Here is a 14,320-nt window from a genome sequence, read left to right on the forward strand (position 1 = left end):
AAAAACGCTCGGCTGGGATACCCCAGCCGAGCGTCTTCGTGATCTACTCACCAGCTAAGAAGCAGGCGGTGTTGCGACGACCCCTGAAATCCAAGGAAGCCGGGGGCCGAGTTCGACAATGCTTGCTGTCAGCGTTTCGCTGTCAGGGGCGCTTGTTGATATTGATCTGCTCGGTGGGTGCGTCGTCCCCGCCGCGATATGGGCGCACGCCGCTCGCCGCGGCATCGCCGTCACGCTGGGCCGGGGTGCTGCCGCGGGGAGCCGGGGTGCCGCCGCGCGAAGCGGTGGCGGGGCTCGCGCCCCCGCGGATGCCGAGGACGATACCGGCGATGAGGGCGATCGCACCGAGAACCCCGAGGACGATCGGCATGATGCGGCCGAACAGCGACAGCTTGTCGATGTTCTCCTTGGCTACCGAGATCTGCGACTCGACGGTGTTCTCGTCGAAGACGAGGTTCGACTTCAGCGCGGTGACCTCGGGCTTGTCTCCGCTACGCGCGTAGTACAGGTGCGGCTGCTCGCCACCCTTGATGATGGTGCCGGTATCGGGCTCGACCCACAGGTCGCGGACGTTGGTGTACCACCGGATCATGGTGACCGGGGTTTCACCGCCTTCGACGCCCCACTTGGCGGCGGGCAGGCTCAGCCTGTTGGTCGGCGCCTGCACCACATCCCACATGTTCGTCACCGGGACCTGCTGCTGGAAGTGGTAGACCTTCATGCTGTTGATCTCGGTCTCTTCGACGAAGGTGGCGTCGTAGGACTTGCGCGCGTTGATGTCGAAGTACGGGTAGGTCTTCTTCTCGGTGCCGATGGGGAATCGGTACTGCAGACCGGTGTGCTGAACCGGGTCGGCGATGCTCTGGCCGTCCTTGTTCACCGAGACAGCGATGGAGCCGTTGGGCTCCTTATCGATCGGCTGGCCGTTCTTGCGGTCGATGGTGACTCGGTCGACGGTCGCGGTCAGCAGCCCGGTGTCGGCCTGCTTATCGATGCGGCGCAGCGTCTGACCAGCCTGGATGGTCATCTCGCTGGCATCGGAGGGGTCTTCGACCGTGAGGAACCGCTGCGAAACCAGCGGCACATTGGTGTCGACCTTGGCCGAGCCTTCGGGGGCCGTGAGCGACTTGGAGTCGAGCACAGAGCTTTCCGAGCCGGGCTGGCTGGTGGCGACGGTAGTGATCTCGAGGTCGAGCGGAGTCTTGGCCAGTTTGCTGACGGTGTACGTCGGGATCATCACCGCTGCGACAATCAGCAACGCGCCGAGACCCACGAGCAGGCAGGCCACCGTCCTTCTGGTTCCGGCACTCAGTGCCATGCAAACTCTCCTCGTCGTAGAACACCGGTCATTCCGGCGAGTACTGCGGGCATGCCACGGCACTCGTGAGCCCCGACACTAACAGTCCGGTGTCGTACCATGCGGTGTCGAGGCAGGAATCGACCCGGAAATCGCCCGAGTTTAGCGCGACGTGTGAAACGACGGGTTCTCACCTGGGCGTATCCACAAGGCAGACTGGAGCTCGATGACCGCAACCATGCCCGCGCCGACCACCGCCACCGCGACGGTCGCACCCACCCGACCTCGCGGCTTCCTACCCGCGCTGGAAGGCGTGCGCGGCATGGCAGCGCTCGGCGTCGTGGTCACCCACGTCGCCTTCCAGACCGGTGCCACGGGAACGCCGGTACTCGGCCGGATCTGGGAACGCTTCGATATGGCAGTCGCGATTTTCTTCGCGCTCTCCGGTTTTCTACTCTGGCGTCCGCATGCCGCGGCGGCGCGCGGCCGCGGCGACGCACCCACTGTCGGCTACTACCTGCGGCATCGCGCGGCGCGCATTCTGCCCGCGTACTGGGTGGTGGTGTGCGTGGCATTGGTGCTGTTGCCCAGTGCGGCAAGCACCGCGGGGCTGCGGGTGTGGGTGGCGAACCTCGGGCTGTTGCAGGTGTTCGTGCCGTTGACGCTCACCGACGGGCTCACGCAGATGTGGAGCCTGTCGGTCGAGGTGTCCTTCTATCTTGTGTTGCCGCTGCTGGCGTTCGCGTTGGTCCGGTTGCGCGGCGCTGCCGCTCGCTGGCGGATCCCGGCGGTCCTCACCGTGGCGGTGGTGGCGCTCAGCTGGAATTTCATTCCGGTGCCGACTCCCGATGCGATTCACGCCGATAATTGGTTGCCCGGATATCTGCCATGGTTCGCGGCAGGCATGCTGCTCGCCGAACTCGTCGATAATGCAGATTCGCTATCGCGCTGGCGTCGAATCGCGGGCAATAAACCAGTGATGTGGGCTGTCGCGCTCGCCGCTTTCCTGTTCTCTGCCACCGATCTCGGTGGCCCCGCCGGGTTGACCCGAGCCGAGCCTTGGCAATACGCGGCGAAAATGGGCCTCGGCACCGTCATCGGTTTCGCCCTGCTCGCGCCCCTGGTGCTGCGACCGCCGACCGCGCGCCCGCACCGGTGGCTGGAATCTTCCGTCGCCGCGACCATCGGCCGCTGGTCCTACGGCATCTTCCTCTGGCATCTCGTCGTGCTGTCGGTCGTCTTCCCGGTCTTCGGAATCCTGCCGTTCCGCGGCAATTTCGCCTACGTCCTCGCCCTCACTATCGCCCTCACCCTGCCCGTCGCCGCGGCAGGCTACGCCCTCGTCGAAGAACCGGCCCGCCGTTTCGTTCGCCGGCGTGATCGCGCACGATCGGCCGGTCAGTCCTCGAGTTGACGGCGCATGTCGAGCAGGTGGTGGCGTAGTTCGTGCAGCGTGTGCACGGCGACCCAGCGCACCGAACGTTGCTGCGGTTCGGGGAAGAGGTAGATGATCGTGCGATCCCAGTCCGCGGGCGCCAACCGATCGAGCACGTTCGCGAATAACAGGGCCGCGTCACCGAGCTGACGGGCCACGTCCGCAGGCTGCTGCTCGGCGTATCCCTCATGCTCGACGCGCTCGTCTCGGCCCATGTTCTGTGCCGTCGGCGTGTCCTGTCGGCGGGTGAGCAACACCCGCTCACGTTGTGCGAGAAGGACATCCCGCATGTGGCAGGCGTACTCCAGCGGTGACCACACCTCCGGACGCAGTCGTCGTCGCAGCTCCGCATGGTCTCCGCGCAGCAGGGTCGCGTACTCCGCGGCGTGACCGCGAGCCAATTCCGGCACCGCGCGGGCCATATCGAGGTCGTACACGAAGCCGCATTCCATACAGTCGGTCACGCCCTCGAACCTAGCAACTGCGTCGCCGGACCACGCGAAACGCAAACCGATGCCGGGATCGACGGCGGACAACCGGCAACACCGACGGTGCCCAGGTGGCCGGCGGCGGCCCTCGGTAACCGTCGCGGGGCTGTAGACCCGCAGCGTGGTCTGGCTATCGGCCGGTCCGTCGCGTCAGTCGTGCGGTGCGAGCGCGGCGACTCCCACCGCGATCACGGCGATCAGCGCGGGTATCTGCACCCACAGCGAGCTGCCCATGTATCCGCCAGGGGCACGCCACGGTCCGGTGGACAGCGCCGCCGCGGCGAAGGCGGTCCCCAGACCAGCCACGGCCGCAAGGCTTTTCGATACCAGGCGCGAGGCGAATCCGACCCCGGCGATAGCCGCGATCGTCAATACGGTTCCGACTGGTCCTGCGATCACGGTGATGGCGGCGGTCAGCCCGATCGCCCCGAGGATCCGATTGGTCCAGCGGACAGGGGTGGGCTGGTCGTCGGTGCCGGGGGGCCGGCTACCCGTGGCGAAACTCGTGGGCGCGGCGTCCGTAGTGGTGCGATTGTCGGTGGGGCCGCCGCTGTCGCCGGTGTGGTTGTCGCGTGCGTCGGCGGGGTTGATCTCCGAGGTGCTGTGGTTGTCGTTCGCGCCCGTGGGGTCGACGTCGGGGTGGTCGGCGCGCGAGTCCGTGCGGTCGATGGTCGAGCAGGTGCGTCGGACATCCGCGTCAAGGGGGACGGACGCATCAGATGCTGGCCCGATGCCGATCGGCTTGGGATGCTTGCGTGGCCGAAGTGGGATCGCGAGTGCGACGAGGGGTATCAGGAGCAGCAGCCCACCGAAGATGCCGAGGCGGTACCAGCGATCTGCGGGGAACTCGATGGTGAACGGGCCCTTGGCAGCTGCGGGAACAAGCCAGGCCTGCTGCCAGCCGTCGACGATGACAGGGTCGAGGAGGTGGCCGTCCGCTGTCCGCGCCCGCCAGCCGACGTTGTTGCTGAGCGGCAGCACCAGCAGTCGGGTCCCCGGCGTCGATTCATTTCGACGTTGCGTGTCGGCCTCGGGTACCGGCTGGGCGGCTGGTTCGGGCGGGGTGTCCGACCCGGTCCGCGTCGGGCTTTCGACGTCGGTCGCTTCGGCGGGGAGGTCCGTCCGGTCCAGGCGTAGTCGGTCGACGAAGAAGAGATCGGTGGGTGCGACGGTGACGTCCGCTCGGCCGGGTGCGACGGCGATGTCGGAATAATCGGAATCAGACTGGGGCAGTTCGGAATTCGGGCAGACCCGGGCGGCGATCGGTGCGCCGGAGCGTAGTTCGTCGACGGTCGCGGTGAGGGTGGTGTGGACGAAGCGGCCGCCGAAGGCGATCGTGGGTCCGTCCGTGCACGCAATGGTGATCTGCCGATCGAGTGCGGCCGGGGCGGGGTGGTCCGGCCCCAGCACCGTGACCTCCGCGAGCCCGGGTGGCTGGGTGACGACGAAGCCGAGCGCGGTGCGGTCGAGCACGTCTTTCCACGTCTGGATACTGAGTTCGATACGGTCGGTGACGCTGGGGTGCAGCGAGATTCGGGCGGGTGCGCCCGGCTCTCGCCCCTCGATTTCCCGCACTTGCGGTCCGTCGCCCAGATTGACCACTACCGCCCTGGGCGCGGCGGGCAGCCCACCCGCCGACGGGGTCAGTTCGAGCCCGGTCACGAGGGCGGGCTCCGGCAGCTCGATCGTCAGTGTCGGCTTGCCGCCGGTGAGGTTGCGGACCGAGCTTTCCGGGGCGGTCCAGCTGGTGCGCGGATCGCCGTCGGTGGCAGCGAACGCGGAGCCACGCAGATCGCCGACATCGGCTCGGCCGCGGGCCACCGGTCGGGTGCGGTCGGTGAGCAGTGCCGCCAACGCGGGACCCTGCCTGGTGCGGACGGTCAGCTGCGGGGTGATTGTCACGGGTTCGGGAACCGAGATCGTGCGTTCGAAAGTGCCGGGCTCCTCCGGGGCGAGGGCGAGGCCCTTGCTGCACCGCACCCGATCCGGCGCGTCGAAACAGGCACTGCGGCCAGGGAATTCCTGCCCGAGATCCCAGGCATGCACCCGTGCACCGGACGGCGGCGGTGGCAGCACGGTCCGATGCCGGATGTCGACGCGCACCGGCTTGTCGCGGATGGTGTAGTCGTCCAGCGTGAGTTCGCTGATGCCGAATTGTCCACCCCGCGTGCCGGTTTCGGTGCGGATAGCGGTGATCGACAGCCAGTTCGTCGGTCCGGCAGGCAGTGAGATGGACACCGGCGCACCGGGTTCGGATATCCGGGCCGAGACGCTGCCGTTCGCGGTACGCACCTCCACCCATTTCACCGGGTCGCCGATCGCGGCGGCACTGGTGGACAGATGCAGCAGTCCGGAGCTGATCGGTTGGTCGAGGTCGAGTCGAAGCCATTGTCCGAGTGCGCGTTCGATGCCGTTGCTGATCCAGGCGGTCGACGGATCGTCATCGACCACCGCCGCGGTGGAGCTGCCTGGTGCCGCGCCGCCGAGCTGGGTGGCATCGCCTGCCGAGCTGGACGCGGTGATCGTCGCACCCGACCATTCCCCGCGTACCAACTCCGCGCCGGGCACCGGGTAGTCCGGTACCAGATTGTGGGTGCGGCGGGCATCCCCGGCGGCGCGCAGCGCGGAATTATGGTTGTCGACTCTGCCGAAATCGGCTTCCCGGTCCATCGGGGTATCGGTCACGGTCACCGGCCCGATCGGCAGCCCGGCGTTGCTCGCGTCGGAGGCGAGAAGTACCGGTGTATTTGCCTTTCCATGGTCGCGACGCAGCCGTTCCAGCACCTCGGGCCCACCTTGGATCACCGGCACTGTCTCCAACGGCACGGTGTAGGCGCCGGGGAAGGACCTCGGCGCACCCGGCCCGCTGCGGACCTCGGCGGGAGTTCCCGGCGGCGGCACGTCGACCCGATAGATCTCGACGGCCGGGTAGGTGGGTCGCAGGTCGCCATCCGCGACCAGGTCATCGGCGATGACGGTCGTCTCGATGGGGGCGCCGAATTCGGTCACCTTCGTCAGCCCAGGTGAGCCATCGAGTGCCTGGTGCGCCAGCATCGGCCGGGTCGAGCGTGAGGTTTCCGGGTCGAGATCGTTGCGCAGCACCAGGATCCCGATGCCCTGATCGGCGAGTGTCGCGGCGAGTCCGGTCGATGGCCTGCCGTCGGCGATCAGCCGCTGCACCGAATCCATCGCGCGGATGGTGCCCGGCGGGTTCAGCGGTACGGCGTCGCGCACCGCCCACGGTGTGCTCGCGAGCGCCTGCAGCGGTTCGTCGCGGGTCAGTCCCCATACCTGACTGCCGAACGGTGCGCCGGGCACGATCAGCGCACGGGTATCGGAGGCGTTGTGCGTCAGCCAGTCCGCGGTTTGCTGCCAATACTCGGGAACATGCTCGTAGGAACCGCGTGGCGCCAACTTCCCAGTCCACGCCAGCGAGGTGGACAGCACCAGCGCGGTGAAAATCAGTGCGGCCACCGCCACCGAACGGTCCCGCTCCGGATGCGCGAACGCACTGCGCCATACCGGCATCGGCACCGCAGCGGGCAGGGGCACCCTGGCGAGCAGGTGCGCGAGGCCCAGCACGAGGGGAAGCCGGATCAACGGCTCCAGCTTGTGCACATTGCGCAATGGTGCGCCGCCGGAATCCAGGAAGGTCCGTACCGACTCCGCGAACGGTCCGCTCAACTCGCCCGCGTAACCAGCGCAAATCCCGACAAGGCCGACGATCAGAATGAGTGCGAGCCTGCCCCGATGTGGCATGGACCGCATCGCGAGCCCCGCCATTCCCGCCGCCGCGAGCAGCCCGGTCGCGAGCACGGCCGCGGGCTGGGTGACCAGCACCGCGCCCGCGATGCGTTCCGGCGACACGAACGGCGTCCAGCTGTCGGTGCCGCGCAGCACCTCGCCGAGCGACGCCCACTGCGTGGTCACTCCGGAGGATTCGATGTAATCCAAAAACGGCGGACTTACCTTGCCGAGCAGCAGCAGCGGCACCGCCCACCAGAACGTGGCGAGCACGAGCAGCGGAATCCACGCCCGTGTGAACAGCCACCAGTCTCGATTCGCCTGATAGGACGCCGATCGAGCACGCCCGGCGCCAGTCTCGCCCGGGTGGAACAGTGGCGAGGCAGCCGCCCACCACAACAACGCGGGCAGGAACGCGGCGACTGTCGCCACCGCGTTGACCGAACCCATCAGTGCGAGCGCGAGCGCGCTACCCGCGGGGGAGGTGGCGCCGCGGCGGCGGCGGTATGCGGTGCCGAGCGCGGCGGGACCGAGCAGGACCCATGGTGCGAGCATCATCGGCAGCGTCTCCGAGGAGATCGAGCCGAGGGTGGTCAGTACGCGCGGTGACAGCGCGAAGGCGACGGCCGCGATGACCCGCGACCCGCGGCTGCCGATCCCGAGTGTTTCGCAGAGCCGGATGATGCCCCAGAATCCGGCGAGCAGCAGCAGTGCCCACCAGATCCGTTGCGTCACCCAGGCGGGCAGACCGAGCACATGTCCCGCGGAGAAGAACGCGCCGTGTGGAAAGAAGTACCCGTACGCCTGGTTCTGCACCTGGCCCATCGGGGCCTGACTGCTCCACAGGTGGGCGGCGCGTTCGAGGAAACCCAGCGGATTCTGCGCGAGGTCGTATTTGGTGTCGGCGACCGCGCGGCCGGGCGCCTGCAGAAACGTCAGCAGGAACGCCGCGACCACGGTCCCGGCGAACCATCGTCTACCGAGCGGGGCGGTGCCGACCTCGCCGCGACCAGAGCCGCGCGGCCCGCCGTCTCGACTGGGTGCCGCCGCGGAGGAGCCGAGCGAGTCGGCGGAGGAAGCGGAGGTCAGCGGCTGCCGTACTCGACGCTGTTGAGCAGCGAGGAATCGGAATCACCGGTGTGGTCGATGTCCGGACGCGAGTTCTGCTGCACAGCCACGGTGATGATCAACACCGCGATCGCGCCCAGCACGGCGCCGGCGACCGCACTCGCAACACCAGGGACAGCAAACTTCATCGCGGTACTCCAATACATCGATGCAGGCATATTCCGGGTCAACCTAGCAGTAACACCGCGCTCGGCGTGCGTTCAGCCCGCCGATAACTGACATCAACGAACACAGCAGCCGATATTCGCCGAATGCGTCGGCTCGGGAAACAATCCTTTTCCGGCGCGTTTACCGCCCAGAGCCGACAGACTTCTCGATCCGGACGGTGCGGAAATTCCGTCATGGACGTGGCCGTGTTGATTCCGGGCCGAACAGGCACCTTCTCTCGGGCCGCCGTCGGCGGACCCGCCTGCTGGAACAGGATCAGCGTTGCGGGATCGCGCAGTGCAGGCTGCCGAGCAGGGTGCGGAGTTTGGCGGTGGTCTCATCGAGTTCGGCGTAGGGATCGGAGGCGGCGACGAGGCCGCCGCCAGCGAAGGCGCGCACCGAGCGGCCGTCAGCCGAGAGTTCCGCACAGCGGATCGAGACAACCCACTCGCCGTCGCCGTGCTCGTCGCACCAGCCCACCGCGCCGCCATAGAAGCCACGGTCCTCTTCCACCTGTGTGATCGTGTCGAGCGCCAGGTCGGTCGGCGTCCCGCAGACCGCCGGTGTGGGGTGCAGCAGCAGCGCCAGATCCAGGGCGGTGGTCGCGGGGTCGCGTAGCCGGCCGGTGATGGGCGTCGCGAGGTGCCAGACCTCGTGGGTGTTGATCAGCTCCGGACCGTCGGGGACGCTCAGCTCCGCGCATACCAGGGTCAGCCGCTCCCGGATCCATTCGACGACGAAGGCATGCTCGTCGCGATTCTTGTTGCTGGACAACAGATCTCGCGCCTGCACCGCATCCGCTTCGGGGTCGGGGAGCCGTGGCAGAGTGCCTGCGAGCGGCCGCAGCGTGACAGTGCTGCCGTGGCGTGCGACCAGAACTTCCGGCGTCGCGCCGACCAACGTCACGCCCGTTCGACCCGCGGGTGTCAGGTCGACTGCGAACACATTGGCGTGCGGATGCCTGGTGAGCAGATGTCCGGCCACCACTTCCGGATCGAGCACGTCCTGTGCCTCGGCCAGCACCGACCTGGCGGCAACGACCTTGCGCAGCCGCTGCCTCGGATCCCGCAACTGCTCGATCAGCTTCGTCACCCGCGCGACATGCTCTGCAGGACTCGGTATCTCGGCGACCACAGCCACCGCGGGCAGCGCGGGTAAGGCGGCGGGCCGCCACGGCCCCACGGTGTGCTGCGCGCGTTCCGGCACGCTCAGCGCGGCGGGCCGTCGCGGATCGAACGGCAGCGCGCCGACCACCAATGTCGCGGTGCCGTCGCGCAGTGCCGCCACCGCTCGCGCGGCATCGTCGAACGCGATCCGGCTACCGGATGCGCGAACAACACCACCTGGCTGAGCGAGCAGAAAACCGTCCATGATCCCTCGACCCTAGTGGCACTGACGGGCGGAGTCTGTCGCCAGTCGTGCCGCTGCGGCCGATCAGGTTCTGCGCGAGATGACCATGATGTATTCGCAGGGAGCGGTCGTTCGGTTGGCGAAGCCGTGGTCCGCGTCGGCCTGGAAGAACAGAGAGTCGCCTGTGTTCAGGGTCTCGCTGATTCCGCCGATCGCGACGGTGAGGGTGCCTTCGAGCACCACGAGTTGTTTCTCCGTACCCGGCGGATACGCGGGCAGCAGCCCGGTAGAGACCTGTGCGGGGAGGTAGTGGATGACCATCTCGGCTCCTCCCGCGCCCGGGGCTGCTGACACCATATGCCGTTCGAAGCCGGTTTCCGGGTCGCGGAAAACGGGGCGATCGTTCTTGCGCATGACAACGGCCACACCAGACGCGGCAGCAGCTGCCCCACCGATCAGGTCCGAGAGCGACGCGTCGAGCGCGTGGGCGATCCTGGACGCGACGCCGATCGTCGGGCTCTTCTCACCGCGTTCGACCTTGGACAGCATTGCCCGGCTGACCGACGACTGTGTGGACAGCTGCTCCAGCGTCAGGCCCGCCTCCTCGCGGCGTCGCCGCACGTTGCCGCCGAACGCGCCGGCCAGGTCGTCACCGTGCTGTGGTTCGGCCGCGGTTCCGTCTTGCTCGACCACCGTGCTCCTCGATCGGTAGGTATATTCGCCGCCCACAGTGTAGCTTTCTCCTAAAGAAGATATAGTCTCCTATCGGAGACGTGCGATATGCGCCCAACACGACGGAGGTTCCATGCGTTTGATCTCGAGTGGCCAGCACCATGCCACGTTCGAATTCGGCGATCTGCAGGTGATCTCGTTGCGAGACGGGTACATCGACATGCCGCCGACACGGCTCCGCGACGAGGATGGCCGCACGCTCGATGAGCTGCCGGCCGCCGTGCCGCTGGCCGGCGACAACTTGCGGCTGTCGGTCAACGCCTTCTTCGTCACCGACGGCACGCGGTCGGTTCTCATCGACACCGGCGCGTCCAACGCCTGGCACGACCCCACCATGGGATTGATCTACGATGCGCTCGACGAAGCGGGAATCGACCGCGCGCAGGTCACCGATGTGGCCATCACCCACAGGCACGAAGACCACGTGAGCGGCCTGATCGCGCCGGACGGTTCAGAGGCGTTCACCGAACTCGAGCGCGTGTGGATCGGCGCGGGCGACACCTCGGTGTTCACGGGGCGGCTCGAGCCGATCCGCGACCGGGTCGTACCCGTGTCGGAGAAGGTCGCGATCAACGACTGGACCACCGCGATCCCGACACCTGGCCATACACCCGGTCACACCGTCTACGACGTCAGGAGCGGCACCGGCCACCTTCTCGTCTGGGGCGACACCGTTCACGTTCCCACGCTCCAATTCGATCAGCCGAACGTGTCCTGGGAGTTCGACGGCGACCAGTCCCAGGCCCGCACCGCGCGAGCGGCCCTCCTGGAACAACTGACCCAACCTCATCACTTCGTCGCCGGCGCCCACCTCGACTCACCCGGCATCGCCCGCGTAACCCCCTCCGGTGATGGTTATGCGCTGGAATACCTCGCACCACCGATCGGCTGATCCAGCCTGTCGGCTTCGGGCCGCGCTCGCGACGGCGGCCAAGGAGGGCTAGCTCGTCGGGAACGTGGTCGAGCCGATCAGGCGCTTCCCGGGCGCGTAGAAGTTGATCAAGGTTGGCAGGGTTGGTGCTGCAACGGCGCGCAGCTGAGTCGCACCGCTGCGGTGATGCCCGCCGAGCGACTGGTGCATGGCCGCGGCGGACATGTCGCGAAGGCTTTCCATGAGGTGCCCCTCGGCGGGCTAGCGGCGGGGCTCCTTGCCCGGCGGCACCATGAGGACGGGGCGGTGGCAGTGCTTGAGGACGGCGTCGGCGACGCTGCTGTGCAGCAGGGCGCGGATGCCGGTGGCGCCACGAGTGCCTGCGACGATGATGTCGACGTCGAGGTCGTCGGCGCATTCGACAATGGCGTTCCAGATCGTCGTGGTGCATTCGGCGGTGCGTGCCTCGGCATTGAGGCCAGCGAGCTTGGCCAGTCGGACGCCTTCGGTGTTCACGTTGCGCGCGTCGACGTAGGCGATGTCCTCGACCTCTTCGTCGGGCAACCATTCCGGTTGCATCACTCCGGACAGGCCGGACACGCGCGCGGCTTGGCGCACCATCGGTTCCCAGGCGGTCAGCACCACGGCTCGGTTCGCGGAAAGGAACCGTCCGGCGTATTCGATGGCTCGCTTGGCATTCTCGGAGCCGTCATAAGCAATGAGCATCAGATCGCAGGGCACAATGACCTCCTGGTCGGAGTCACATGGCTACGCAATCAGGTTACTCCGGGAGGTCACTGCGGCGGCCGCGCCGCGCACGGACAATCGGCCGCACGAAATGGGTGAATGATCGATGTAGGCGTGTGCCTGGGCCCCGATAGTCGGAATACTGTTCAGGGCCAAGCGAATCCCCGCATCGAAACGGCCTGCTGCGCGATCGGTCGCCATCGCCGCAGCTGGTCGCGGTAAACCCGACTGGGCAGGTCCACGGCGGCGGGTCGCACCCAGACGCATCAGGGTCGAGCGCGGCGATTACCGTTGACACTCATGCGGAAGACGCCTCTCGTTCTGCTCGCTATCCTCGCCACCGTCGCGACCTCGTGCTCGAGCGGTGACACCACTATCGCCACGACAACCTCATTGGCGCGGCCGACCGGCGCGCTGCCGGGAGCGGCGTCGGGGGTGCCGGGCACTGCATCGGCCAAACCGGATTGCGTGGCCGACTATCTCGCGCGATTCACGCCGCGACAGAAGCTGGCGCAGTTGTTGACCGTCGGGGTCACCGGCGCCGCCGACGCCACGAACGTGGTGCGCACCGAACAGGTGGGCGGCATCTTCGTCGGCGGCTGGACGGAGCAGGCACTGCTGGCCGACGGGCAGATCGGCCAGGTCGCGGCCGCGGCGACGGTCCCACTGATGGTGACCATCGATGAGGAGGGCGGCCGCGTCTCCCGAGTCAAGGACTTGATCGGTGTCGCGCCGTCGGCACGGGTGACCGCACAGACCATGACGCCCGAACAGTTCTACGACGCCACGCTGACCAGGGGCAAGGCGCTGAAGGATCTCGGCGTGACGGTGGATTTCGCCCCCGACGTGGACGTGAGCAGCCAGCCCGACGATTCCGTCATCGGTGACCGTTCGTTCTCCGACGATCCCGCCGTGGTGACCCGCTACGCGGACGCCTACATCCGCGCCATGCGCGAGGTCGGCCTCGGCACGGTGATGAAGCACTTCCCGGGCCACGGTTCCGGCTCCGGTGACTCCCACACCGGCGCGGTTCGCACTCCGCCGTTGGACCAATTGAAGACCGTCGACCTCGCTCCGTTCCGCACCCTGATCAACTCCGGTGCCGCGGTCATGGTCGGTCACCTCGACGTGCCCGGCCTCACCACCCCGGGCGTGCCCGCGAGTATCAGTCCCGAAGCCATGTCGCTGCTGCGGGACGGCACCGGATATGGTGCCGAGCCTTTCCGTGGGGTCATCTTCACCGACGATCTCGGCGGCATGGCCGCGATCACCAGCCGGATGAGCATCGAAGAGGCGGTCGAGGCGGCGCTGGTCGCGGGTGCCGACAACGCCCTGTGGATAACCACCGACGCGGTACCGCAGGTGCTCGATCGTCTCGAGGAGGCGGTGTCGAGCGGTCGCCTGCCCGCCCCCCGCGTCGATGCCTCTGTGCTGCGTGTTGCCCGCTACAAGGGCGCGCTGACCTGCTGAGCTGACGCTCGGCCCGTCTTGTCCGAGGCCGCCGTCCCGGCAGTGATCCGGGACGGCCGTTATCGAGTTCGCGGAGCAGGAGCTCGATCCGTGCTCGCCCGGCGTTCCCGCAGATGTACAGAGTCAGATGACGGGACGCGCCCAGTCCGGCATGATCACCGGGCCGATCAACTCCAGGTCGGCGGATCGTCCCTGGCGTTGTGACATCTCATCACCGCGATATCGGGCGACTGGTGAGCAAATCCAACCCACGGAACTTACCTTGGAGTAATATAGGAACTTCACATGCGGTAGGAGAGTGGATGGCTGGCGGGACGAAGCGACTTCCTCGGGCGGTTCGTGAGCAGCAGATGCTCGACGCCGCGGTCGAGGTGTTCTCGCGCAAAGGCTTCCACGACACCTCGATGGATGCGATCGCCGCCGAGGCCAAGATCTCTAAACCGATGTTGTACCTCTACTACGGCTCCAAGGACGAGTTGTTCCGCGCCTGCATCCAGCGTGAGGGGCTGCGATTCATCGAGTCGGTGGCACCGGCGGGCAACCCGCAGTTGTCCCCACACGAGCAGGTCCGGACGGCGCTGGAGGGTTTCCTCGGTTTCGTCGACAGCAACCGTCGCTCCTGGCAGGTTCTCTACCGCCAGGCGATCGGGCAGCAAGCTTTCGCCTCGGAGATCGAGAACGCCCGCGAGCGAGTCATCGAGCTCACCGCCAAACTGCTCGAGTCCAGCGCCAAGCATGCCGAGCCGGGCACCAACTTCGACGTGGTGGCGGTAGCGGTCATCGGTGCGGGCGAAGCGATCGCCGACCGTCTGGCCGCCGGACGGATCGAAGTCGGCGAAGCCGTCGACCTCCTCGACGACCTCGCCTGGCGTGGCCTCGCGGGTCGCAAGAAAGCCGAGTAGTTCGCCACT

Annotated in this window: 12 protein-coding genes; 4 read left to right on the forward strand and 8 right to left on the reverse strand. The window is 67.4% G+C overall.

Going from position 1 to position 14,320, the window contains the following annotated elements; all coding sequences use genetic code 11:
- Positions 1–142: 142 nt before the first annotated feature.
- A complete protein-coding gene (locus AB0M74_RS14590) occupies positions 143–1,318 on the reverse strand; it encodes a DUF3068 domain-containing protein (protein WP_364906589.1) in 1,176 nt (391 codons plus the stop codon).
- Positions 1,319–1,535: 217 nt separating this feature from the next.
- Between AB0M74_RS14590 and AB0M74_RS14595 the strand changes: the two genes are divergently transcribed.
- The gene (locus AB0M74_RS14595) at positions 1,536–2,711 is read left to right on the forward strand and encodes an acyltransferase (RefSeq protein WP_364907118.1); all 1,176 of its coding nucleotides are present in this window, start codon (positions 1,536–1,538) and stop codon (positions 2,709–2,711) included.
- Here AB0M74_RS14595 and AB0M74_RS14600 read toward each other — a convergent pair.
- The 5 genes from AB0M74_RS14600 to AB0M74_RS14620 all read right to left on the reverse strand — a co-directional run bounded on the left by AB0M74_RS14600 (position 2,696) and on the right by AB0M74_RS14620 (position 10,282).
- Positions 2,696–3,184, reverse strand: a complete 489-nt coding sequence (locus AB0M74_RS14600; RefSeq protein WP_364907121.1) for a DinB family protein — start codon at positions 3,182–3,184, stop codon at positions 2,696–2,698. The two genes, AB0M74_RS14595 and AB0M74_RS14600, sit on opposite strands and share 16 nt — an antisense overlap.
- A 186-nt stretch (positions 3,185–3,370) precedes the next feature.
- A complete protein-coding gene (locus AB0M74_RS14605; RefSeq protein ID WP_364906592.1) occupies positions 3,371–7,921 on the reverse strand; it encodes an alpha-(1->3)-arabinofuranosyltransferase in 4,551 nt (1,516 codons plus the stop codon).
- Positions 7,922–8,049: 128 nt separating this feature from the next.
- Positions 8,050–8,220, reverse strand: coding sequence for a DUF2613 domain-containing protein (locus AB0M74_RS14610; protein ID WP_364906595.1), 171 nt, complete (start codon positions 8,218–8,220; stop codon positions 8,050–8,052).
- 295 nt (positions 8,221–8,515) lie between these two features.
- A complete protein-coding gene (locus AB0M74_RS14615) occupies positions 8,516–9,610 on the reverse strand; it encodes an isochorismate synthase (RefSeq protein ID WP_364906597.1) in 1,095 nt (364 codons plus the stop codon).
- Between the two features lie 63 nt (positions 9,611–9,673).
- On the reverse strand, positions 9,674–10,282 hold the full coding sequence (locus AB0M74_RS14620; RefSeq protein WP_364906600.1) for an XRE family transcriptional regulator: 609 nt from the start codon (positions 10,280–10,282) through the stop codon (positions 9,674–9,676).
- A 112-nt stretch (positions 10,283–10,394) separates the two neighbouring features.
- Here AB0M74_RS14620 and AB0M74_RS14625 point away from each other — a divergent pair, with 112 nt between their 5' ends.
- Positions 10,395–11,213, forward strand: coding sequence for an MBL fold metallo-hydrolase (locus AB0M74_RS14625; RefSeq protein WP_364906602.1), 819 nt, complete (start codon positions 10,395–10,397; stop codon positions 11,211–11,213).
- Positions 11,214–11,261: 48 nt separating this feature from the next.
- Here the strand turns inward: AB0M74_RS14625 and AB0M74_RS14630 are convergent, their stop codons facing one another.
- Both AB0M74_RS14630 and AB0M74_RS14635 read right to left on the reverse strand, forming a co-directional pair.
- A complete protein-coding gene (locus AB0M74_RS14630) occupies positions 11,262–11,435 on the reverse strand; it encodes a hypothetical protein (protein WP_364906604.1) in 174 nt (57 codons plus the stop codon).
- 18 nt (positions 11,436–11,453) lie between these two features.
- On the reverse strand, positions 11,454–11,933 hold the full coding sequence (locus tag AB0M74_RS14635) for a universal stress protein (protein WP_364906606.1): 480 nt from the start codon (positions 11,931–11,933) through the stop codon (positions 11,454–11,456).
- A 306-nt stretch (positions 11,934–12,239) separates the two neighbouring features.
- On the opposite strand from AB0M74_RS14635, the gene AB0M74_RS14640 reads away from it, so the two are divergent.
- Positions 12,240–13,409: a glycoside hydrolase family 3 N-terminal domain-containing protein gene (locus tag AB0M74_RS14640; RefSeq protein WP_364906609.1), complete on the forward strand. Its 1,170-nt coding sequence runs from the start codon at positions 12,240–12,242 to the stop codon at positions 13,407–13,409.
- A 302-nt stretch (positions 13,410–13,711) separates the two neighbouring features.
- Positions 13,712–14,311 carry a TetR/AcrR family transcriptional regulator gene (locus tag AB0M74_RS14645; RefSeq protein WP_364906612.1) on the forward strand — a complete coding sequence of 200 codons (600 nt, stop codon included), beginning with the start codon at positions 13,712–13,714 and terminating at the stop codon, positions 14,309–14,311.
- The last annotated feature ends 9 nt before the right edge of the window (positions 14,312–14,320 follow it).

Source organism: Nocardia sp. NPDC051463 (assembly GCF_040681975.1).
GTDB lineage: Bacteria > Actinomycetota > Actinomycetes > Mycobacteriales > Mycobacteriaceae > Nocardia.

What these genes read in the sequence shown, in the direction of transcription:
- AB0M74_RS14590 (WP_364906589.1), bottom strand. Translation starts at nt 1,318, where the DNA reads ATGGCACTGAGTGCCGGAACCAGAAGGACGGTGGCCTGCCTGCTCGTG.
- AB0M74_RS14595 (WP_364907118.1), top strand. Translation starts at nt 1,536, where the DNA reads ATGCCCGCGCCGACCACCGCCACCGCGACGGTCGCACCCACCCGACCT.
- AB0M74_RS14600 (WP_364907121.1), bottom strand. Translation starts at nt 3,184, where the DNA reads ATGGAATGCGGCTTCGTGTACGACCTCGATATGGCCCGCGCGGTGCCG.
- AB0M74_RS14610 (WP_364906595.1), bottom strand. Translation starts at nt 8,220, where the DNA reads ATGAAGTTTGCTGTCCCTGGTGTTGCGAGTGCGGTCGCCGGCGCCGTG.
- AB0M74_RS14615 (WP_364906597.1), bottom strand. Translation starts at nt 9,610, where the DNA reads ATGGACGGTTTTCTGCTCGCTCAGCCAGGTGGTGTTGTTCGCGCATCC.
- AB0M74_RS14625 (WP_364906602.1), top strand. Translation starts at nt 10,395, where the DNA reads ATGCGTTTGATCTCGAGTGGCCAGCACCATGCCACGTTCGAATTCGGC.
- AB0M74_RS14630 (WP_364906604.1), bottom strand. Translation starts at nt 11,435, where the DNA reads ATGGAAAGCCTTCGCGACATGTCCGCCGCGGCCATGCACCAGTCGCTC.
- AB0M74_RS14640 (WP_364906609.1), top strand. Translation starts at nt 12,240, where the DNA reads ATGCGGAAGACGCCTCTCGTTCTGCTCGCTATCCTCGCCACCGTCGCG.
- AB0M74_RS14645 (WP_364906612.1), top strand. Translation starts at nt 13,712, where the DNA reads ATGGCTGGCGGGACGAAGCGACTTCCTCGGGCGGTTCGTGAGCAGCAG.